General features: G+C 62.1%; 20 protein-coding genes. 6 read left to right on the forward strand and 14 right to left on the reverse strand.

The features are described from left to right. Positions 1–63: 63 nt before the first annotated feature. A complete protein-coding gene (zwf, locus tag FHU29_RS06925) occupies positions 64–1,512 on the reverse strand; it encodes a glucose-6-phosphate dehydrogenase (RefSeq protein ID WP_064442011.1) in 1,449 nt (482 codons plus the stop codon). A gap of 158 nt (positions 1,513–1,670) precedes the next feature. On the opposite strand from zwf, the gene FHU29_RS06930 reads away from it, so the two are divergent. Beyond that, on the forward strand, positions 1,671–2,294 hold the full coding sequence (locus FHU29_RS06930) for a DNA alkylation repair protein (protein ID WP_269747866.1): 624 nt from the start codon (positions 1,671–1,673) through the stop codon (positions 2,292–2,294). A gap of 35 nt (positions 2,295–2,329) precedes the next feature. Here FHU29_RS06930 and FHU29_RS06935 read toward each other — a convergent pair whose 3' ends face one another. Genes FHU29_RS06935 through FHU29_RS06945 form a run of 3 tightly spaced genes read right to left on the reverse strand, consistent with a single transcriptional unit; the run spans position 2,330 to position 5,269 of the window. After that, on the reverse strand, positions 2,330–3,742 hold the full coding sequence (locus FHU29_RS06935; RefSeq protein ID WP_064442010.1) for a WS/DGAT/MGAT family O-acyltransferase: 1,413 nt from the start codon (positions 3,740–3,742) through the stop codon (positions 2,330–2,332). A gap of 28 nt (positions 3,743–3,770) precedes the next feature. Beyond that, a complete protein-coding gene (locus FHU29_RS06940) occupies positions 3,771–4,679 on the reverse strand; it encodes an RNA polymerase sigma-70 factor (protein WP_064442009.1) in 909 nt (302 codons plus the stop codon). Next, positions 4,676–5,269, reverse strand: a complete 594-nt coding sequence (locus FHU29_RS06945; protein WP_064442008.1) for a carboxymuconolactone decarboxylase family protein — start codon at positions 5,267–5,269, stop codon at positions 4,676–4,678. Before FHU29_RS06945 ends, FHU29_RS06940 begins: the two co-directional genes overlap by 4 nt. 130 nt (positions 5,270–5,399) lie before the next feature. On the opposite strand from FHU29_RS06945, the gene FHU29_RS06950 reads away from it, so the two are divergent. Further along, complete coding sequence (locus FHU29_RS06950; RefSeq protein WP_064442007.1) at positions 5,400–5,684, forward strand: hypothetical protein; 285 nt, start codon at positions 5,400–5,402, stop codon at positions 5,682–5,684. A gap of 13 nt (positions 5,685–5,697) precedes the next feature. Here the strand turns inward: FHU29_RS06950 and FHU29_RS06955 are convergent, their stop codons facing one another. The 5 genes from FHU29_RS06955 to FHU29_RS06975 all read right to left on the reverse strand — a co-directional run bounded on the left by FHU29_RS06955 (position 5,698) and on the right by FHU29_RS06975 (position 10,199). Further along, positions 5,698–6,720 (reverse strand): glycoside hydrolase family 3 N-terminal domain-containing protein, encoded by a 1,023-nt coding sequence (locus tag FHU29_RS06955; protein WP_064442006.1) that lies wholly within the window; start codon positions 6,718–6,720, stop codon positions 5,698–5,700. Between the two features lie 180 nt (positions 6,721–6,900). Beyond that, positions 6,901–7,950, reverse strand: coding sequence for an IS3 family transposase (locus FHU29_RS06960; RefSeq protein WP_064442701.1), 1,050 nt, complete (start codon positions 7,948–7,950; stop codon positions 6,901–6,903). Beyond that, the gene (locus tag FHU29_RS06965) at positions 7,923–8,381 is read right to left on the reverse strand and encodes a hypothetical protein (protein ID WP_232323104.1); all 459 of its coding nucleotides are present in this window, start codon (positions 8,379–8,381) and stop codon (positions 7,923–7,925) included. Before FHU29_RS06965 ends, FHU29_RS06960 begins: the two co-directional genes overlap by 28 nt. Positions 8,382–8,484: 103 nt before the next feature. Continuing rightward, positions 8,485–9,117: an MBL fold metallo-hydrolase gene (locus tag FHU29_RS06970; RefSeq protein WP_064442194.1), complete on the reverse strand. Its 633-nt coding sequence runs from the start codon at positions 9,115–9,117 to the stop codon at positions 8,485–8,487. Next, positions 9,114–10,199 (reverse strand): S-(hydroxymethyl)mycothiol dehydrogenase, encoded by a 1,086-nt coding sequence (locus tag FHU29_RS06975; RefSeq protein WP_064442193.1) that lies wholly within the window; start codon positions 10,197–10,199, stop codon positions 9,114–9,116. The genes FHU29_RS06970 and FHU29_RS06975 overlap by 4 nt, the downstream gene beginning before the upstream one ends. A gap of 156 nt (positions 10,200–10,355) precedes the next feature. Between FHU29_RS06975 and FHU29_RS06980 the strand changes: the two genes are divergently transcribed. Further along, positions 10,356–11,645: a helix-turn-helix transcriptional regulator gene (locus tag FHU29_RS06980; RefSeq protein ID WP_064442192.1), complete on the forward strand. Its 1,290-nt coding sequence runs from the start codon at positions 10,356–10,358 to the stop codon at positions 11,643–11,645. Here FHU29_RS06980 and FHU29_RS06985 read toward each other — a convergent pair. From FHU29_RS06985 to FHU29_RS23830, 3 genes are read right to left on the reverse strand one after another with little or no spacing between them, the layout of a single operon-like run. Continuing rightward, a complete protein-coding gene (locus FHU29_RS06985) occupies positions 11,635–13,077 on the reverse strand; it encodes an amino acid permease (RefSeq protein ID WP_232323067.1) in 1,443 nt (480 codons plus the stop codon). The two genes, FHU29_RS06980 and FHU29_RS06985, sit on opposite strands and share 11 nt — an antisense overlap. A gap of 31 nt (positions 13,078–13,108) precedes the next feature. Beyond that, positions 13,109–13,738, reverse strand: a complete 630-nt coding sequence (upp, locus tag FHU29_RS06990) for a uracil phosphoribosyltransferase (RefSeq protein ID WP_064442190.1) — start codon at positions 13,736–13,738, stop codon at positions 13,109–13,111. A gap of 11 nt (positions 13,739–13,749) precedes the next feature. Next, the gene (locus FHU29_RS23830; RefSeq protein WP_423785863.1) at positions 13,750–16,332 is read right to left on the reverse strand and encodes a GTP cyclohydrolase II; all 2,583 of its coding nucleotides are present in this window, start codon (positions 16,330–16,332) and stop codon (positions 13,750–13,752) included. Positions 16,333–16,390: 58 nt separating this feature from the next. Here FHU29_RS23830 and FHU29_RS07000 point away from each other — a divergent pair, with 58 nt between their 5' ends. Beyond that, entirely contained in the window at positions 16,391–16,924 is a 534-nt protein-coding gene (locus FHU29_RS07000; protein ID WP_232323066.1) for a hypothetical protein, read from the forward strand. On the opposite strand, the gene FHU29_RS07005 is transcribed toward FHU29_RS07000, so the two are convergent. Both FHU29_RS07005 and FHU29_RS07010 read right to left on the reverse strand, forming a co-directional pair. Beyond that, positions 16,874–17,446 (reverse strand): GNAT family N-acetyltransferase, encoded by a 573-nt coding sequence (locus FHU29_RS07005; RefSeq protein WP_064442189.1) that lies wholly within the window; start codon positions 17,444–17,446, stop codon positions 16,874–16,876. The two genes, FHU29_RS07000 and FHU29_RS07005, sit on opposite strands and share 51 nt — an antisense overlap. Positions 17,447–17,451: 5 nt before the next feature. Beyond that, a complete protein-coding gene (locus FHU29_RS07010; RefSeq protein WP_064442188.1) occupies positions 17,452–18,303 on the reverse strand; it encodes a VOC family protein in 852 nt (283 codons plus the stop codon). Between the two features lie 261 nt (positions 18,304–18,564). Between FHU29_RS07010 and FHU29_RS07015 the strand changes: the two genes are divergently transcribed. Beyond that, a complete protein-coding gene (locus FHU29_RS07015; protein WP_064442187.1) occupies positions 18,565–18,993 on the forward strand; it encodes a hypothetical protein in 429 nt (142 codons plus the stop codon). Positions 18,994–19,062: 69 nt separating this feature from the next. After that, positions 19,063–20,634: an MFS transporter gene (locus FHU29_RS07020; protein ID WP_064442186.1), complete on the forward strand. Its 1,572-nt coding sequence runs from the start codon at positions 19,063–19,065 to the stop codon at positions 20,632–20,634.

Here is a 20,634-nt window from a genome sequence, read left to right on the forward strand (position 1 = left end):
GATGATATGTCGACCGTGCCCATCAGCCTTAAGTATGAGACGAACGGTGGGGCGGTCCCGGGTTTACTCTCGTGCACGCCAGGCGCGCTCAAACGGAAGGCGCCACTCAAGGGGAGCGATCAAGTCCTCGATATTGCGGGGACCCCACGAACCGGCCTCGTAAGGGTGTACCGGCGGGGGGTTGTCGAGCAGCGGTGCGGACACTTCCCACAGCCGCTCGATGCCGCGGGAGGTGGTGTAGAGGGTGCGATCGCCATGCATCGCGTCCAGTATGAGCCGCTCGTACGCCTCGAGCACCTCATCCGCGTCTGCTGTTCCTTCCAGACCGAACTGCATGCTTTGTTTGTCCAGCAGCATGCCAGGGCCGGGGCGTTTGCCGTAGAACGAGATGGACATTCGTGAATCGTCGGCCAGGTCGAAGGTCAAGTGATCAGGCCCTTGCGTGCCCACGCCGCAGCCTGCGGGGAACATGCTGCGGGGCGGATTCCGGAAGGCGATAGAGATTATCCGCTGACCCTCAGCCAAGCACTTGCCGGTCCGAAGATAGAAGGGCACTCCCGCCCACCGCCAGTTGTCGATCTCGCACTTCAGGGCAACGAAGGTCTCGGTATCCGATGTCGCTGAAACGCCGGGTTCCTCACGGTAGCCGCGGTACTGGCCTCGTACTACATTGCTCGGATTCAGCGGCAGCATCGACCGGAAGACCTTGTTCTTTTCCTCGCTGATCGGTTCCGGTGCGAGCGCCGTCGGCGGTTCCATCGCAACGAACGCCAAGACCTGGAAAAGGTGCGTCACCACCATGTCGCGGAACGCGCCGGTCGGCTCGTAGAACGCAGCGCGGCCTTCCAGAGAGAGCTGCTCCGGAACGTCGATCTGAATGTGATCGATGAATGTCCGGTTCCATATTGGCTCGATGAACCCGTTCGCGAATCGGAAGGCAAGGATGTTCATCGCCGGTTCTTTGCCCAGGAAGTGGTCGATACGGAAGATCTGCGACTCAGCGAAGGCGGTGTGGATGGCTGCGTTCAAGGCCTTCGCGCTCTGGAGATCAGTGCCGAAAGGCTTCTCCATGATCACCCTGGATCCTTCGACCAGGCCGGCTGCTTCCAGCGTCTGGATAACCGGAATCGCGGCCGCGGGCGGCACACTCAGGTAGTGCAGCAGTCGAGTCGGGCCCTCGAGCGCCGCTTGAGCTGCTTTCACCGCCGCGGACAGCGCCTCAGCTCCCTTTTCCTGCGGCACGTAATGCAGTTGCCTCGCGAACTGTTCGAGCTGGTCGTCGTCCGCTGGCCGACTCGAGAACTCGCGACACGCCCTGACCGCTAGTTCGCGAAACTGAGCGTCGTCCATGTCTTCCAAAGAAGTGCCGACAATGCGCATGTCAGGTGCGAGCCGCGATATCGCCAAGTGGAACATCCCGGGAAGCAGTTTCCGGCGTGCTAGATCACCAGTAGCACCGAAAAGCACCACAACGTGCGGTTCGGGGCTGACTCTTTCATCGTCAGGTGTCACGCTGCCATCGTTGCACTTTGCAGCTCGTCGCACGCCCGGAAATGACGCAGTCTGTAGTTGCAGCGGCGCGGGCTTGAAGGTGCTTGAATACAACCATGTTTGCGCCGGATATCGTCGCCGCACTACAGGCCAGCCAGTGAGACGCAGAACTGACGATCATCCGGAAGCGACTCGGCCCGGATGACGAGGCATTCGGTGTTCGTATGCGCATCCTCTTCGACATCGCGAAAGCGCACACCGAACTGCCGCTCGCCGAGGTGCAACGGCTGCTTCAGCACCCTGCATATGAGCCTCGCATGGTCGCTTTCTGCATCCTCGACTTCAAGGCCCGGGCTCGGATCACACCTGAACAGCGGAAAACTTTGTACGACTGCTACCTCGACAACCATGACCGGATTACGACATGGGACATGGTCGATCGTGCTGCGCCCCGGGTAGTTGGCGGGTACCTCGCAGGTAAGGACGTCGAGCCGCTTTATGTACTCGCGCGGGCTGAGGACCCGCTTCGTCGCCGCACCGCGATAACTGCACCGCTGTTCTTCGTCCACGCGGGATCCGATAGCGACGTTGCTGCTGGTTTTGCGATCGCTGAACTGCTAGCCGCGGACCCACATCCTTTCGCGCATAAGGCAGTCGGAATCTTCCTCAAGCATGCGGGGGAGCGGGACCGTGGTGCACTGCACCAGTTTCTCCACCGTCACGCAGCATCGATGCCGCGGGCGGCGGTGCGGCTCGCTATCGAGAAGCTCGGGAAAGATGAGCGTCGTGAGTATCTGGCCTAGCAATCGCAGCGGGAGACCGACTTGCTTTCACGGTCTTACGGGGTGACGTAGGCCTTTTCAAGCTCATCGAGAGACTCTCCGCAGGCGAGCGCGAGCCGCTGCAAGCGCGGCAGAGTGTCTCGGCATCCGACGAAGCCGAAGTTGAGGGTTTCGCCGTAGCTCTCGCACGTGATGTTCAGCGGTCCGCCATGCATCAGGAACGACACGGGATACACCGAGGTGAGCCGATTGCCTCGAAAGTAGAGTGGCTGCGTCGGACCCGGCACGTTGGAAATGACCACGTTGAAGCTGGGCGGGATCACCCTGCCAAGTCCCATTTTGGCGAGACCAGTCTGAATCATCAGGGGCGAACCAACGTAGGTTGTGTAAGCAATGATCGCGGCGCGGGTCATGTTCTCCATTTGTCGTTTCGCCGCGCTGGTCGACGAGACAACGGCCCGCAGTCGGTCCTCGGCATTGTCAGCATCGGTGCCTAGTGAGGCGAGCATCCCGCCGACCATGTTCCCGCCGCCGTCATCGTCCTTTGGGCGGATATTGACAGGCACGAACGCGACCAGGGACTTTGCCGGGAGCGCATCGATGCTCTGCAGGTAAGAGCGCAGCCCGCCACCGCAAACTGCCAGGACAACGTCATTCAGCGTGCAGTTGGCTGCGTCGGCGATCGCCCGCAGACGCGCAAAATCGTACTGCTGGGTGGCGAAGCGCCGGTTGCGGCCGATCCGGCCATTGAGGATGCTGCGAGGTGCCTGCAGCACAGTGATAATCGGATCGTGCTTGCGGAATCGGGAACGCGCCAGTCTGCCGAGGCCCTTGCCGATATCGCGGGCAGACATCCAGTGGCCCGCGACGGCGCTGACAAAGGAGCCCTGGTCGGCTGGCGCGCTCTCGTCTGAAGAATCGCTGACAGGCTTGTTGCGCCGGGGCTCGGGCGGGATCTGAAAGAAGAACGGTTCATCGGGTCCGTCGGGAGTATTGGAGAACGAACGCATCAGCATCTTCACGGCGGTATAGCCGTCAACCAGCGAATGGTGCACCTTGGTGTAGATGATCAAGTTGCCCGACTCGTGGCCCTCGATGATGTAGCACTCCCACGGTGGGCGACGGAAATCGAGCGGACGGCTGTGCAACCGCGAGACCAGCACACCAAGTTCACGTTCGCCGCCCGGAGTGGGCAGCGCTGCCCGGCGCAGGTGATACATCGCGTCGAATTCGGTGTCCTCCACCCACCGGTGCGCGGGGTTTTTCAGGAACCGGGGGGTCGCAAGTTTGCGGTTCCAGGGCGGCTGCGCGGAACTCATTTCCTGGAGCTCGTCGCGGATCTGCCTGCTCATCTCCCCAGCGGTGCCCTTGGTGACCTCGATCTCGATCAGCCCACCGACGTGCATCATCGAATCGGGCGTTTCCATGTACAAGAACATCGCGTCGAGCGGGGACAGCCACTTCGCCATGCCGCTAAGCTACCCCCTACGGCGAGAACTATTCGGCTTTTCTGGGCACCAGCCGCGTGCCGTCAATAGTCCGCCGGATCTGCGTTACCTCCTGAAGACGACGCAGTTTGTCCGGGTTCCGGATCGCGTAGATATGAGTGATTCGACCGTTCTCAACGCTGATACTGATTGTGGTGTCGAGCTGCCCATTGTGTTCCACACGCAGGCCAAGGGCGCCGTTCAGCCATATCGATGCGAACTTGGCGCCAGGTGCGAGGGACGCGAACCTGGTGAGCATCGTCGCAACACGCGTCGCGCCGGTGACCGGGCGTCGCACGGCAGGAGCCAGTCCACCTCCGTCGGCCACGAATACGACGTCTGGGGCAAGCACATCGAGGAGCGCTTGCAGGTCGGCGCTGCGGCTCGCAGCCCAGAACTTTTCCACCACTGCCTGTTGTTCGGCGCTAGTAACTTCCATCCGTGGCCGACGGGCGGCGACATGCGCACGCGCACGGTGCGCGATCTGCCGTGTGGATGCCTGGGTTTTGCCGAGAGCCGCCGCGATCTCTTCGTACGGCACATCAAAAACTTCGCGCAGCACGAAGACGGCGCGTTCTGCTGGTGCGAGTGTTTCCAGCACAGTGAGCATGGCGATGGAAACGCTTTCGGCCAGCTCGACATCCTCAGCGACATCGGGGCTGGTCAGCAACGGCTCGGGTAGCCACTCTCCAACGTAGGTTTCACGCTTCCGACTGAGGCTGCGCAGCCGGTCGAGTGCCTGCCGGGTGACCGTCTGCACCAGGTAAGCCCGCGGGTCACGCACAGCCGATTGTTCGGCCCGGGCCCACCGCAACCAGGTCTCTTGCACCACGTCTTCGGCGTCGACGGCAGAGCCGAGCATCTCGTATGCGACCGTGAAGAGCAGGCTGCGGTGGGCGACGAAAGCGTCGTCGCTCATCTCGCTGACGTTACCTTTCCTGATGGCTGCGCGAGCGGTTTGAGGCCGCACGAAGCCGCCAGCCCTTCCGCTTCAATGCCAAGTGCGACATTGTTCCGGGAGTAGAAATTAGCCAGCGCGACAAATGCGGTGAGTTCGAGCAGTGCCGGTGTCCCGAGCGCCTGCAGCAGCCGCGCCGACAACTCGTCGGTGACAGTCGGTGGGGTCTGGCTCATTGCCTCGGCGTATTCCAGCACGTCTCTCTCCAGCGGGGTGAACACCTCGGACTCTCGCCAGCGGGGCACTTCGCGGGCCTTCACTTCGTCAAGCGACTGATTGTGCGCCATAAAGTACCCGAGGTCTAGACAGAAGCTGCAGCCGACCACGGACGCGACTGCCATGTGCGCGAACGACTTCAGGCTTTCATCGCACTCGTTCCATTTCCTCGATTTCTGGCCGAGCCCGAAGCTGAACTTGAGCACCTGCTTGTGGTTCCATGCCACTTCGAGTGACTCGGGTACTTTGCCGAACATCCGCTTGCTGAACTTCTTTACTACGGCCCCGTAAAGGCCCGTGATCTCTGCCTTGGGGACCCGAGTTGTGCTGGCCATGTCTCCTCCTAATTGCGATGCCTTTACATAGAGACGTCGGCGGAGTCGGGTTTGTGACACGGTTCAGAGTGAAATCTTCGGACGTGCACCAGCAGCGAAACGGCCCAGCGAGCGGACTACTCTGGCGTGCGTGAGCCGACTGCCCGCCGTGTTGCTACTCCTCATACTCGGGATTTTCAGTCTTCCCGTATCAGCGTTCTTTCTCGACGGTCCGGGAACTGAGAACTGGATAGTTCCGGTCCACTTCGTGGTGATGGGGGCGGCGGGCGCGCTTGTGGCCTTCTGGTTGCCGCTGGCGCAAGATGGCGCTTCACCTGGGAAGCGAATCCTGGTGGGCGCCTCGACCGGAATCGGGCTGGCCATTGTCGGTCTCGCCGTGTTCTGGTTCCTTCTCAACGGGATTGGCGGCGCCTAACCCCGCCCGCCCGTTATTTGCCGGCCAGCACCAGCGCTTGCGCCGCCTCGTCGCCTTGCGCGACATCGCGGGCTGAGCAGCACAGCAGATCGACCCCGGCGTCCACGGCGGTGACCGCGCGGTTACCAGTGCTTCCGTACTGCGCGAGCGCCCCGGCCTCTACCGCATCGGTCACGATCAGGCCCCGGAACCCAAGTCGTCCGCGTAACCGCCCGCGAAGGATTTCAGAAGACATTCCCGACGGGCGCGCGGGGTCGAGTGAGGGGTATACCGCCCACGATGGCATCACCATCTGAACCCCCGCCTCTATCGCCGCTCGGAACGGGAACTCGTCAATATCGCTGAGGACGTGCTCCGGCAGATCAATAGTGACTGGCCCCAAATCCGTGTTCTCATCGGCAGAGGCTGCGCCCAGACCCGGGTAATGCTTCGCGCACGCACTGACACCCATCGATTGTGTCGCTCGAATGAAAGCTGAACCCGCCTGAGCGACCGTTTCCTTGTTCATGCTGAAGCTGCGCTCGTATTGGTCGAGGAAGTCTCCCTCGGAACGGTAGACGCCCATCACGGGGGCGAGGTTCGCGTTCATTCCCGCCGCAAGCAGCGCCATGGCTGCCTCCGTGCCTTGCGTTCCTCCGGCAGCACCAGGGTTTGGCTGGGCGCCAACCTGTTTGGCCGACATCGCTGGTCCACCCGGGAGACGCTTGACCATTCCGCCTTCCTGGTCGACGAAGAGCCGCAATACGTAGCCCGACCCCAGCGCAGCGAGCGTCAGTTGTCGCGCCACATCAGCGATCTGCCCGCCTGACGTGATGTTTTCACCGAAGAAGATGACGCCCCCGATGCCGCGCCGGATCCGGTCGAACAATTCCGGCGGGGGAGTCAGGCCGGGGTACGAATAGATGACCCGCCGCGCGCCGGTCAGCGGCGCTCCGATCGAACCGAGGGGGGAGGCTGGGGCGATCGCCCCGCCTGCTGAGAGCGCACCTATCGCGCCGGAGACCGCCGCTACCCTGAGGAATGCCCGCCGATCCATAGCGCACCCACTTCGTGGCTGAACATGTGATATGTGTCACTTCAGGCTAGGCGGGCCCATCGCCGCTCTGTCACAGAACTGTATCTGTCGTGACGTATTCGTTACCTCTGGCGGTGGTTGGCGCCGGGGATGCACACTTCCTGCAAATACTGTGGATCTCCTCGGGAAACACGGTAGCTGTCAACCTGTCTGAGACAGGTGGGGTGGTTTGATGTTGATTCCGGTGGCTTCGGGGAGCCGGGGTGCTTGTGGGGGTTGCCGGAATCGTTTGGGGTGGGCGGCGTAGTACTGGTCGAGGTGTTGTTGCCGCTGGTGCTGCACGTGGTGGGCGGTGCTGTGGTAGACGCTGGCGGGGGTGTGCCAGTTCAGGCCGCTGTGGCGGTGCTGGTGGGCGTAGGTGTGCAGGTACTGCCCGGTCCATTCGCGGGCGTGTTCGATGCTGTCGAAATGGTCCGGGCAGTTCAGGTCGTATTTCAGGGTTTTGAACATTGATTCGGAGAACGGGTTATCGTCGCTGACCCGGGGCCGTGAGTACGACATGGTGGCGCGGTGGGGGATATTTTCGAGCAGGCTGGTCAGCTCGCTGGCGCGCATGGCGGCGCCGTTATCGGAGTGCACGATCGCGGGCGCGCCGTGCGCGGTGAGCGCGGCGGTGAACATGTTTTTCGCGTCCGCGGCGTTCTCGCTGTAGCCGATGTACCAGCCCACCGGGTAGCGGGAGTACACGTCCACGATCAGTCCGAGCCGGTAGCGGTCCTGATTACGCGGCCCGCGCAGTTCGGTGGTGTCCCAGGTCCACAGCTCATTCGGCGCGGCCGCTGGCACGACGGGTTTTACCCGTTTGCTGCTGGCGCCTCGGCGGATCCGGCGTCGGTCCCCGGTGAGCTTCTCGCTGCGGGCAACGCGGTAGAACGTGCTCAGCGAACAGCCGATGTTCTTCGCATCGAAGGCCCGCCAGTACGCCTGCAGCACCGACAAATCCATGTACTCCTCGCAGCCGAGCAGGTCAATGATCGTGTCACGCTCGGTGTGACTCAGCGCCGCGGGCTGCTCCCGCCGGGCTTGCGGTGTTGGATCGGTGACCGGCCGATAATGCTGATAGCCACGGGTGATGCGGTAAAACGACGACCGCGCAACACCAATGAGCGTGCATGCGGCGAGCACGCTCATCCCGGCCGCGATAAGAGCGAGGAGCACGCCGGTCAGGACAGGTTCTTGCGCTGCAGCCACCGTGCGTACTCGTCCGCGCTCATCAGCGCTGGCGGGATCTGTTCGTGCTGCTCGCTGGAGCTCTCGTTGATCCCATGCAAGAGCTCGTAGGCTTTTCCCAGGATTTCCTGAACGGCTTCAGCCTGGGCGACCTTCTTCTTCAGGGCCTCATTCTCGCTGCGTAACCGCGCTAACTCGGCCCGATCACGATTACTCACACGGTTCCTTGACTTCTCTGAGGCAGCCACCATCGCGGTGGTGTATTGCCCCCGATCATATGCCTGCAGCCAGGGGCGAACAGTTGCCTCATCCAGGCTGAACTCGCGCAGCAGCCGGGCCTTCGCACCACGCTCGGTGCAGTCCTGCCAGCGCCGCACAAAATTTACCCGGAAGGCCAGCGGAAACATCCGCTTTCCAGTCGGGGACCGGCCGATCTCAACATCACTCGTCACGGGGATCCAATCCCCGCCCTACCCGTCAGACGGTGTCTCACCACCATCCTGACAAATACGGAACAAACCGAGTAAATGCGTAGTTTCCCGAGGAGATTGCGGTTCAGTGACCTCTTCTGATCCATTCTTCGAGGTAGGGGGCCTCGGTGCCGATGGTGGTGCTGTCGCCGTGCCCCGTATAGACGCGGGTGTCTTCAGGCAGAGCGAAGAGCTTGTCGCGGATGGAGCCGATGATGGTCGGGAAGTCAGAGAAGGACCGACCCGTCGCGCCGGGGCCGCCGGAGAAGAGGGTGTCACCCGAGAAGAGGGCTTTCGCTTCCGGGAGATGCAGCGATATCGAACCTGGGGAGTGTCCGGGTGTGTGAATGATTTCGATGTCGGTTCCCGCGATGGCGATCCGTTGCCCGTCGTGCAGCGCCCAGTACTTTTCGCCTGGATGGCTCATCTGCCAGAGCTGGTCATCACCGGGGTGCAGCAGCACGGGTGCGTGCAAGTCCTCCCCGAGCTGCGGGGCCACGGTGACGTGGTCATTGTGGCCGTGGGTACAGATCACCGCGGTGACGTTGCGATTGCCAGCACCGGCGATGATCGGTTTCGCGTCATGCGCGGCGTCGATAATGATGACGTCGTCATCGTCACCGATGAGCCAGATGTTGTTGTCGACATCCCAGGAACCACCGTCGAGTTCGAAAACACCTGCGGTCAGGACGTGTTCGATGCGCAGCTGCCCGCTCACAGGACCACCACCGAACGCAGCACATTGCCACCGTGCATGGTGTGGAACGCTGCCTCGACCTCGTCGATCTTGATGCGTTCGGTGACAAATTTCTCAAGCGGCAGCCGGCCCTGCTGATAGAGCTCGACGAGTGTAGGAAAGTCCCTCTCCGGCAAGCAATCTCCGTACCAGGACGACTTGAGCGAACCACCGTGGGAGAAGAAGTCCAGCAGCGGCATCTCGAGTTTCATGTCCGGAGTCGGCACACCGACCAGCACGACAGTGCCAGCCAGATCACGAGCGTAGAACGCTTGCTTCCAAGTTTCCGGGCGGCCGACCGCGTCGATCACAACGTCAGCACCGAACCCGTCGGTGAGTTCCTGCACCGCCTCGACCGCATCCGACTTAGCTGCGTTCACGGTATGTGTGGCGCCGAGTTCCTTGGCCCATTCGAGCTTCTTTTCGTCTCGGTCCACCGCAATGATCTTCCGTGCCCCGACAAGCGCGGCACCCATGATCGCTGCGTCACCGACACCGCCGCAACCAATTACGGCGACTGTATCGTCGCGCCCGACACCACCGGTGTTCACTGCGGCACCTAGCCCAGCCATCACACCGCACCCCAGCAAGCCGACGACGGCTGGGTCGGCTGTGGGGTCCACCTTCGTGCACTGTCCAGCATGAACCAGGGTCTTCTCGGCGAATGCACCGATTCCGAGGGCGGGGCTGAGCTCGGTGCCGTCGGTCAACGTCATCTTCTGCGTTGCGTTGAAGGTGCTGAAACACAGGTGTGGACGACCGCGTTTACACGCGCGGCACTGCCCGCACACGGCCCGCCAGTTGAGCACAACGAAATCGCCGACTGCTACCGAATCCACACCGGCGCCGATACTTTCAACGATGCCTGCGGCTTCGTGACCCAAAAGGAAGGGAAACTCGTCGTTGATACCGCCCTCTCGGTAGGTCAGGTCGGTGTGGCATACCCCGCATGCCGCGACCGCGACGACGACCTCACCGGGCCCGGGGTCTGGGATTACGATGTCGGTGACCTCAACGGGGGCGCCCTTCGACCGGGCGATCACACCCCGAACCTGCTGTGACATAAACGTTGTGCTCCTCACCAAACGAGCTTGTTGAGCTGAGTTGAATGCACATGTGCGCATCTGTGGATTGACGCTACCGCTCATACCCAACGGCGGGATCTAGCCGTACGATCAGTAATTACTAGACTGTCAGCCAACACCTCGGGACGGGACATCGTGACAGCACCACCAATCTCTGACGCTGAGCGACTCCGTTCGATCCGGCAGGTAATCGCGGGGCCGCTGTTCGAGATCGCCCACCGCTTATCAGACTTCCTCCAGCCACGCTGGCCGCACACCGCGCTTGTGATCTTCACTCGCGAGTGCACCGGGCGGCCGCGCAAAGTGGCTGGTGAAGCCCAGATTGTCTCAGCTGTCACCATCGATGAGCTCGAAGTCATTAAGGACGACGCCAGACCAGCAGCAGGCTACTCCGGCACCAAGTATTTCGGCGGTCAGGCACGCTGGATTTGGGCGGCCCGCGATACCACGGACACTCTGCTCGTTCTCGTGCCGCAGACGCCGGGCACGCCCGCGCCGCATGATGAAGAATTGTCGGCGGTCTTCGGGCTGGTAGCGACCTCGATCAGCCAGCAAGTCGTTCAGGCGAGCCCTGACTACCTCGCGGAGTCACGCGCCGCGTCAGTCGAGCGGGCACGCACCATCGCCGAACTCACTGCAGCCCACGAAGCAAGCCTCGCTTCGATTCTCTCAGCGTTGCGCTCAAGGAGCCTTGACGATGCGCAAGCCCGGATCACAGCACGTGAAGCCGCAACCGCGGCACTTCTCGCGTTGCGTTCCACCCAGACGCATGACCGAGCGCTCTCCGAGGAAACACCTACTGCGGCGTTCAAGCGGCTGCGCCGCGAAATCGCCACTCTATTGCGTGACCAGACGATCAACATTGACTACATCGCCCCGCCCGCCGGTGGGCGTCCGATCCCGGGAGAGATCGCGTATGCCGCTCGCGCTATGACCGCCACCTGCACGCTCGCGTTCACTGCACAGGCGGACCTATCCAGGATCCGCATCGGATGGCAGTGCGACGGAACAAACCTGATTGTGGACATCCGCGACCAGGGCCCCGGCGGCCTCGATAGCGATACCCTGCGCCACCAGCTTGATGCGCGAGCTCGCGCACTAGGGGCAACCCTCACCATCGAGGTATTGGACGGGTGGGGCAGCAGGGTTATCATCACCTACCCGCTGGAGCCGCCCGCCACCAGGGCCAACGAAGAACTGCTCGCCGACCTCAACGCGCGCGAACGAGAAGTGCTTGCCCACCTGTCCAGCGGCAAACGCAACAAAGCGATAGCGGATGAGCTCGGTGTCAGCGAAAGTACCGTCAAATTCCACGTCGGTAAGATCCTTCGCAAACTGGGAGTAGCCACCCGCGGCGAAGCCGTGGCCATTGGGCTGCAGCCGGAACAGGGCAGGGCAGTACCGGAAGTGAGTACTACCCGCTAGCCCGCCGTCGGCTCAGAAGGGACACTGCGAGGGGCGAGAGCACTCCGATAAGCACTGCGACCACCAGGATGATCGTGTGGCTGACGGCGGTTGCCTCAGCAAGCCCGGCGGGCGGGAAAAATCCGACGATGACGCCTGCCGTCGAGAAACAGATACCCACTCCGCAGATCAATCTGACTCCCCAGGCACCGCCTGGGATGGTGAACGGGCGTGTTCGCTGAGGCTGCGTTTTGCGCAGTTTCAGTGCGGAGGCGAACATCATCGCGTACATGATCAGATACAACTGCACAAGCAGGGCGCTCAGTAGCCAGAACATGCTGGCAACGCTTGGCTGGAAGATGAATAGCAAGCTGAGCAAGGAGCCAATCACGGCCTGGCCGATCAGTACGGGCTTCGCGGCGTTGCGGGCCGTATGCTGCGCGAACCGTTTTGGAAGGTGCCCATCACGCGCTGCGGTAGCCATTGCCGATGGGGTGGCGGCCATCCAGCCAGCAATCTCGCCGATCGCATCTACATAGATCGCGAGCGCCATCAGCGGGACCAGCCAGCCGATATGCCAGATGTGGTCGACCCCAACGTTCATGGCCTGCACTATTCCGGCGGTGATGTTGATCTGCTCGCTCGGCACTAGTACCGCGATCGCGAGAGTTGCAGGAACCATCAAAACCGCGATCATCAGCACGGACACCAGCGTCGCCAAGGGATACACGCGAGCCGGGTCGCGCATTTCCCCGATTCTCGTGGCCATCACCTCAATGCCCGCGAATATGAGGATCGCGGAAAGTCCGAAAGTGATGTTCGCTGGTTTAGTGAGGTCCGGGATCAGCTCAGCAGACGATCCGGTGATGTTCGACGGGCGATCCTGCATCAGGTAGGCCGCGGCGAAAGCGACCAATACCAGGGCGGGCACAATAGTCCCGACGATCGCGCCGAAAGTGCCCAGCAGTCCCGAACTGCGCAAGCCTCGCAGGCTGAGGACGGTCACGAGCCAGATGGTGCCTACGACGAGTCCCGCAACGTACGGCTTGTTCTCAGCCCCGGCTTCCCAGCGAAGGGACAACGCGAACATTGCAGCCGCACCGGTCAGCACTACCGTCCAGAAGACTACGTTCTGGAACCATTGGAGCCACGTCGCAACAAACCCGGCACGCGGACCGAAGGCCTCGCTGACCCATACATATACGCCACCATCGCGCTGACAACTCGTTCCGAGTTCCGCGGCAACCAGCGCGGCCGGGATCAGGAATAGCACGATGGCCACACCAAGGTAGAACACCGCGCCCAGGCCGTAGGTAGCGAGCGCCGACATCCCGTTGAGGCTGGTGATGATGCCGAACATCAACATCACGACCAGGAAAAGTCCGAGCGGACGTTGCCCCGGAGGTCTGCCGCGGGCGGAGCCTCGTGAGGCGGCGCCGTGGAAGGACCTCACCGGAGAAGCCTAACCCTGTTGCGGGGAAAAGCTACTTGGTTCCGTAGATGCGGTCGCCGGCGTCTCCGAGGCCAGGCCGGATGTATCCGTGTTCGTCGAGTTCGCGGTCGACGGCAGCGGTGTAGATCGGTACGTCTGGGTGCGCCCGGTGCAGGGCTTTGATGCCTTCCGGGCAGGTCAGAAGGCATGCGAACTTTATGGATTTGGGCTCGAACTCCTTGAGCCTTTCTACAGCAGCGATAGCGGTGTTGCCCGTAGCGAGCATCGGGTCAACAACCACGATGTCCCGCTCGCCCAGGTCATCCGGCATTTTGAAGTAGTACTCGACAGCGACAAGTGTTTTCGGCTGGCGGTAGAGTCCGATATGGCCAACGCGGGCGACCGGCACAACTTTGAGCATCCCGTCGAGAATGCCAGTGCCTGCCCGAAGGATCGACACAAACACGACCTTCTTGCCGTCGATGCTTACACCCGTTGCCTGCTCGAGCGGGGTGTCGATTTCAACTTCGTGGACCGGGAAATCTCGGAGCACCTCGTAGGCCATTAAGGTAGAAATCTCATCAAGCAATTGCCGGAAGTTCTTCGTGGACGTTTCTTTCCGGCGCATCAAAGTCAGCTTGTGCTGGATCAGCGGATGGTCGAGTACATGTAGTTCACCCATGAGGGTCCCTTCTAGAAGACCGAACCATCACTGACGATTGAGAGCGGCGGCAGTCCACCGCGCAGCCGCTGCGCCAGGGCGCGCCCGGCCGCCCACGTTCCGCCTTCAAGCACGCACGCCAGCGGCATTTGTGCTGGGTTGACGTCCAGACGGGCACGGACCATCGGGGCGAGTTCGTCGAGCAGTGCGATAGTCAGCGCTCGCCACTCGACCACCAGTTCGTCGCCAACGGTCCATTCGCGTGCTGCGTACTCCGGATCACGCAGCCGAAGTAAACCGGTGTCGAGCAGGAGGCCACCGTTACGGTACTCCGGAAGCCCCGTCAGTGCGGCGACCCCCGACACGGGTAGACCTGCGAGTTCGAACGGCTCGAGGAGGGAGTACGTCATCCACTGCGACAGCTTGTGCAGCGGCATCCAGCCGTCGGTGAGGCCGGGCCCGGCGACGGCGGCATGGCGCCAGCAATCGCCCAGGGGTTCCCCACTGATCGCGTTTCCGGAGGGCCAAATACCAGAGAGTGCAGTGAGCAGGATGGTCAGAATGTCGTGAGCCGACGGTTCCGTCAGGTCGTCGAAAAGCGCGGAAGGGCGTCCAGCCGAAGTCGCCGCGGAAACCGCAGCACCGAGGCGATGCAGCAGTTCAACCCGGCCATCGAGTCCCACAATCGGGTTGGCACTACTTACCTGGAACGCCTCAGCCAGCTGCGGGGCAGTCAGTCGCCGTAAACCGTCCGCGTCGGCCTGCAGCGGGCTGGCGGGATCGCTGGAAAAAAGACCGCTGACAAACGCATGCCAGCTCGCCACTCCCAGCCCCTCCGACCGTGTAAAAACCTGTCCGCTCGCGTGCTCCGCGAACGCCCAGTCCGGTCCCGCGCCTGCGTCGAGCAGAACGCTGACGATTGCAAGGTCAATCATTGCCGCTGCGCGGACCTTCGGACTCGCGTCAGCAAGACCATTTTTCAGATCGCTGAGCCGGTCCACGCCGCCGGCCTCAAAATGGCGCCAGCGGCTGTGGTACGGGATCGTCAAGCTGGGGTAGCGCTCGCGAGTGATCGCGGCGACTTCGGCGGACGCTAGATCCAGCGCATCGTCATCGACGGTGAACCAGGTAGAGCGCCCGTCGCGCGCGCGGTGCAGCAACTGGTTCGCTCGATCGCGGATAGCAGCCGTTGATCGAAGCGCAGCGGCCGCACCAACGGGATTGTCCGTCGTTTCGTCCAGTCCGCGTCCTCGGACCTGCTTCAGCTGTTCCGCCCCCAGGACGGGGCCCGGCGTGAAGTAGCCGGCAGCCATTTTGGCGTCCATTTCAACACGCGCATCAGGTGGAATCAGACCGTCCGGAATATTGACGCGCTCACCTACCTCGATTCCCGAAGCAGTGATTGCGTCGTATTTCATGTTGCTCATCGACACCAGGCGGTGGATCTTCCGGATTCCCAGCCAGTGCAGGACGTCAGGCATCAGCTCCTGGAACCTCATGTCTTGCACGCCGGCGACGCACTCGGTGCGCGCAAAGTATTGGTCCGCGGTGTCGCCACCTGCCTGTCGTTTTCGCGCGTTGTAGACGAGGAACTTCGTAACTTCTCCGAGCGCTCGCCCTTCCTTGCGGGAGTACGCGACCACACCTGCACCGCCTTGCTGGGTGCCTCTGATGCACTCTTCGATCGCATGAGTCAGGTAAGGGCGGCAAGTGCAGATGTCCGAGCCGAAGACGTCGGAGCCGTTGCATTCGTCGTGCACGCGTGCTGTCAGCTCCACCGCAGGGTCAGCGAGGTCAGCTGCCTTTCCGAAGATGTACACCGTCTGACCGCCTATGGGCGGCAGGAACACCTCCAAGTCGGGACGGGTGACGAGCTCCGGGAACATCCCGCCGGTTTCTTCGAACAGCACACGGCGCAGTTCCGTCTCGGTGCAGCCGAAGCGAGCCGCGATACCCGGCAGAAACCAGACAGGCTCGACCGCCACCTTCGTGACTACTGCCGCGCCATTTGTCAGCAGAATCCGTCCGTCCGGCACGAGACGGCCTCGCGCGATCGCGTCAGCGATTTCCGGAACCGACACATGCGCCTTCGTCACCGCGATCGTGGGCCGGATGTCCATGCCGGAGGCCAGATCGTTCGCGAACGCTTCAGCGATCATCGCGCCCCACGGATCCATGCTCACGATCGCGCCGGGCTCCCACCACTGCGGATATGGACCTATCGACTCGGTCGGCGCTGTGTTCGTTAGATCAGCACGATGTTCTCTCGACAACGCGCCCGCCGCGACCGCGAGCGCACGGTACACGCTGTACGAACCGCTGTGAGTTCCAATGACGTTGCGCTGCGCACGAGTGCTAGTTGTGCCGATGATCGGGCCACGGTCGCTCGGCGCTGCCGCGCCCCAGGTGATCAGTGGGGCTTTTGCGCTGCCGCTGTGCGATGTCAGCCGGATATGGCCGGCCGGATCCACGCCGGCCGGAGGCAGAACGTTACTCGCGTCAGCGGACATGTTCGCTCCCTGTATCCGCGCCTGGCCTTGGTTAGCCCTGATGAGCGGAAACTTCAAGAATACTGTCTCGACTGGCGATGTGCTGGAGGAGCCGAGCGGATTCATCCTAAGGTTGATCTAGATCGCGTGGACTTGCTTGCCTGACGCAGAGGGGAAATGGCACATGATGATCGACCGCAGCGCCATCATCGATGCACCGATCGAACACGTCTGGTCCCGCGTCGTGAGTCCAGACGGTATCAATCATGAAATGCGGCCGTGGATGACGATGAGTCTGCCACGCGGGTCAGAATCGCTCACGATCGACAATGTGGTTCTCGGCGAACCGCTAGGCCGGGCATGGCTGAAACTGTTCGGTGTGCTGCCTTTCGACTACGACCACCTCACGATCGCCGACCTGGAGGCTGGCCGCCGCTTCCACGAGAAGTCCACGATGCTCAGCATGAAACGCTGGGAGCACGAACGAACTCTTTCCTTTGTGCCCGGTGGCCGAACGAAAGTCCATGATCGGATCACGTTCGAACCCCGGATTGTGCTGCGGCCAGCTACGCGTTTGCTGGGGCGAATTCTGCGGGCGTTTTTCGGCCACCGGCATCGACGGCTTCAGCAATACTTCGGCCAATTTGTCCTCCAGAGCACGTGGCGGTCACGCCAGATTGAAGCGCATAAGAACGCGCGGGAAACCGCTGAGAACTGATTCCGTATCAGCGACATACCTGAACCCTGCGGCCTCAAAATTCGCTCGGAGTCCGGGGTACGCCATCGTCAGGTCTACCTTTCTTCCGCGGTTGTCGAGCGGGTACGCTTCGATCGCCGGAGCGCCGTGGTCGCGCGCAAAACTGGTCGCGCCGGCAATTAACGCGTGTGAAATGCCACGGCCGCGGTGCCCGGGGCGGACCCGGATGCACCACAGGGACCACACAGCAAGGTCGTCCACATGCGGAATTTTCCGGTTGCGAGCGAACGCTGTATCAGCACGCGGGGCGACGGCGGCCCACCCCACTGGAGTGTTCCCGTCGTATGCGAGGACGCCCGGTGGCGGATCACCGTGTACGAGCCCTGCGACGTATTCGCCGCGTGCCGGACCGCGCAACTCGTTGTTGAGCTTCGAGGGAATCCGGTAGCTCAGGCACCAGCACACATTCGCGTCGGGGCGTTTTGGACCGATGAGCGCGCGCACGTGGTCAAAGTCAACGGCCGGGCGAACGTCAAAAGCCATCGCGGTCAGGAATTCTCGGGTACGAACTGGTTGGCACCGAAGACCGCACCGGCGGAATCCTGAAGCACCGACATCCGGACCCAGGGCGCGTCAGTCGGTGGCATCACGACCTTGCCGCCGAGTTCGACAGCTTTGGCGGCGGTGGCGTCGGTGTCTGCAACGCCGAAGGTGATGCCCCAGTGGGGCTGGATGTCTTCTCCGCCGGAGGAGAGGGGATTCAGGCTCGCCACAACGTTTTCGAACCCTGCAGGAGCGCCCATCTCCGCCATCGAAGCGGTAGTGCCAGGTGTAAGACGATCAAGATGCTCGCCATATCCGGGCAGAGTCCACATCTGTCCACCGGGACCGAGGTCGAGAATCTCCCAGCCGAAGACCGCTTTGTAAAACTGCTTGGCTCCTTCGGGATCCGCGCTGTACAAGTCGTTGAAGTTCACGCTGCCAGGCTCGTTCACCACGGCGGAACCGCGATGACCACGTGGCTCCCAGATCATGAAATGCGCTCCCTCGCGATCCGAACAGACCGCCATTCGCCCCTGGTCCAGCACATCCCAGGTACCCATCAGGACCGTTCCGCCCGCCTCCTTGACTCGGGTCGCGGTCTCGTCGGCGTTCTCCACCCAAATGTAGGTGTTCCACACCGCTTGCCGCGGCATTCCCTCCTCGAACCCTGTGACGGCGGCGACGTCACCACCAGGGAGCCGGCCGATCAGGTATTTCGTCGTCGCGTCGGGCGGCATCATGTCCTCGCACTGCCACCCAAACAGGCCGGCGTAGAACGTCGCGGCAGCATCTGGATCAGGCTGATTGGTATCGGCCCAGCAGGGCACTCCCGGAATGTAGCGATCAGGCGCACTCATTGTGATTCCTCTCCGATCAATGGATTGCTATCCACAATCATGAATCTGATTTAGGACAGTTGACGTCCTCAATCAGAAAATCGGCGTCGCGGTTCATTCTCACGTGCTGATGATTGAGACAGGGCTCGTGCCGCCAAGTATCGTCAAACCGACGCGCTCACTGGGGATTACGAAGAAGGGACTATCATGCGTCTCGTCCGAAATACCAGAACTGCCCGAAATTGTATTGCCATTGGCGCCGCGACCTTTGCGTGCATCGCAATGACGGCCACAGCCGCGGCTGCCGAACCGGTCACCATCAGCGAGACGCCGGTGGCTGTCTTCCAGCTGCCCGCGCACAGTTTTGTGGTTTCAGGCCTCGTCGTGCCCGGGATCCACGCCGCCGCAGTGACCGTGGCAAGCCCGGAACCAGGTCGCGTCACGTTCGCCGCACCGGCAAGACCCGAAGTGTGCGCAACGACGTTCGGCGGCGCGCTGGTGCGCATCGACTATCTCAATGTCACGACAGGCGCAGCAGGCAGTGCGATGGTGCGGCCGTGCGAAAACTTCCTCGAACCGACCCCGACGACCGCGACTGTGAATACCGGTCCCGGCCCGGTCGTGTTCAGTGTGAGCCTCACCGGCTCGGCGTACAGCCCCACAGCAGGCCAGCCATCACTGCCTGGTGTCGGGACATTTACCGCACCGTAGCTGCTCGGACAACTGCCTCGTCGTGGCGTTTGGCCGTGCAGAACCACGCGAGGTGACACCATAGAATCCGTGCCACCAACTCGGGGCAATCGGCGGACTTTGGCGGCCACGGTCGGAGCGGCTGGGATATCGCAGTTGCCGACCGCCGCCATCGTTGTCGCGCTCGCCTCGATTCACCACGAATTCGGCACGTCGCTCGAAGCGCTGCAGTGGACAGTTACTGCTTTCCTGATTCCCTACACAGCCCTGATGATCGTGGCCGGCCGCGTCGCCGACGTCTTCGGGCGCAGACTGATTCTGCTCGCGGGCACCGGTGCATTCGTGGGCGGTTCGGCGCTCGCCGCACTGTCTGTCGGAGCGCCAATGCTGATCGGGAGCATTGCCGTCGCTGGCGCTGGTGCAGCGGCCATGATCCCCTCGTCGATGTCAGTAATCACCGATGTTTTTTTCGACGCGCAGCGCGCTGTAGCGATCGGCCTGTGGGGTGGGGCGACGGAGCTAGTTTCGGGAGTCGGGATACTCATTGGCGGTCTCCTTACCGAGTTGGTTGGCTGGAGGGCAATCTTCCTCGTCTGCATCCTCATTGGTGTTGCCATTCTCGCCACTGTTGTTCTTGCGACTCCCGAGTCTCGAGACCCACATGCGTCGCGCCACATCGACTACCTGGGTGCGGCAGTCTCGGTGTTCTTGCTGTCGGCGCTGAGCCTGGCTCTCATTCAAGGTCCAAGCTGGGGGTTTGGTGCCCCATCGACGATTGCGCTGTTCGCACTGGCAGCAGCTGCGGCAGTGGTATTCGTCGTGGTCGAACTCCGCGTGCCGTTCCCCATCATCGATTTCAGCTTATTGCGGCGGCGAAACTTCGCCGGGTCGCTCGTGGTGATTTTTGCGCTCGATTTCTCGCTGGGTGCTCTGTTGTTCTTCTTGCCGCTGTTCTTCCAGCAAATGGTCGGTTACTCGGCAATCTTCACTGGGATCGTGCTGCTGCCGCTGACCGGGCTGATGGTGCTCGGTTCACCACTAGGCGGAAAGATCGCTGCGAAAGTGGGGCCGCGCCCGCCAATTGTGGTGGGGCTTGGGTTGATGTCGATTGGTATCTTCCTGATGACCCGCATGACGACCGAAACGACGGTGGCGCAGCTGTGGCTGCCAACTGCGATCATCGGGTTCGGCACAGGCCTGGCGCTGACGCCGATGAACCTTGCGGCCATGAATGCTGTCAACCCTGAACGTGCCGGAGCCGCATCAGGCTTACTCGTCACGCTGAGTGGCCTTGGGGCGACGATGGGAGTCGCGCTCACGGGAGCGTTGTTCAATGAGTTGCAGGCGAATCGCGTCGTGACTCTTCTGGCGGGGATGGACACGACAGTGACGGAAGCGCAAGCACGGAACCTCACCGGGCTGCTCGCGGATACGTCACGTGCTCGAGCCGAACTTGACCAAACCGTTGGGGTGGGTGAGTCGGAGGCAGTCGAGGTTGTCCGGGAGGCTTTCGTCTCGGCGCTGAACAGCAGCCTATTCATCTCTGTGGCGCTAGTGGGCGTCAGCGTGCTGCTTACGGTGCTGGTAATGCGCAAGGAACCAGCGGCGCCCGAAGATCTGGGGCCGCCGATTGGCGCACCACCGTTTCGCCCCGCTCAGTGA

It is taken from the genome of Hoyosella altamirensis, from assembly GCF_014191505.1.
GTDB classification, from domain to species: Bacteria; Actinomycetota; Actinomycetes; order Mycobacteriales; family Mycobacteriaceae; genus Hoyosella; species Hoyosella altamirensis.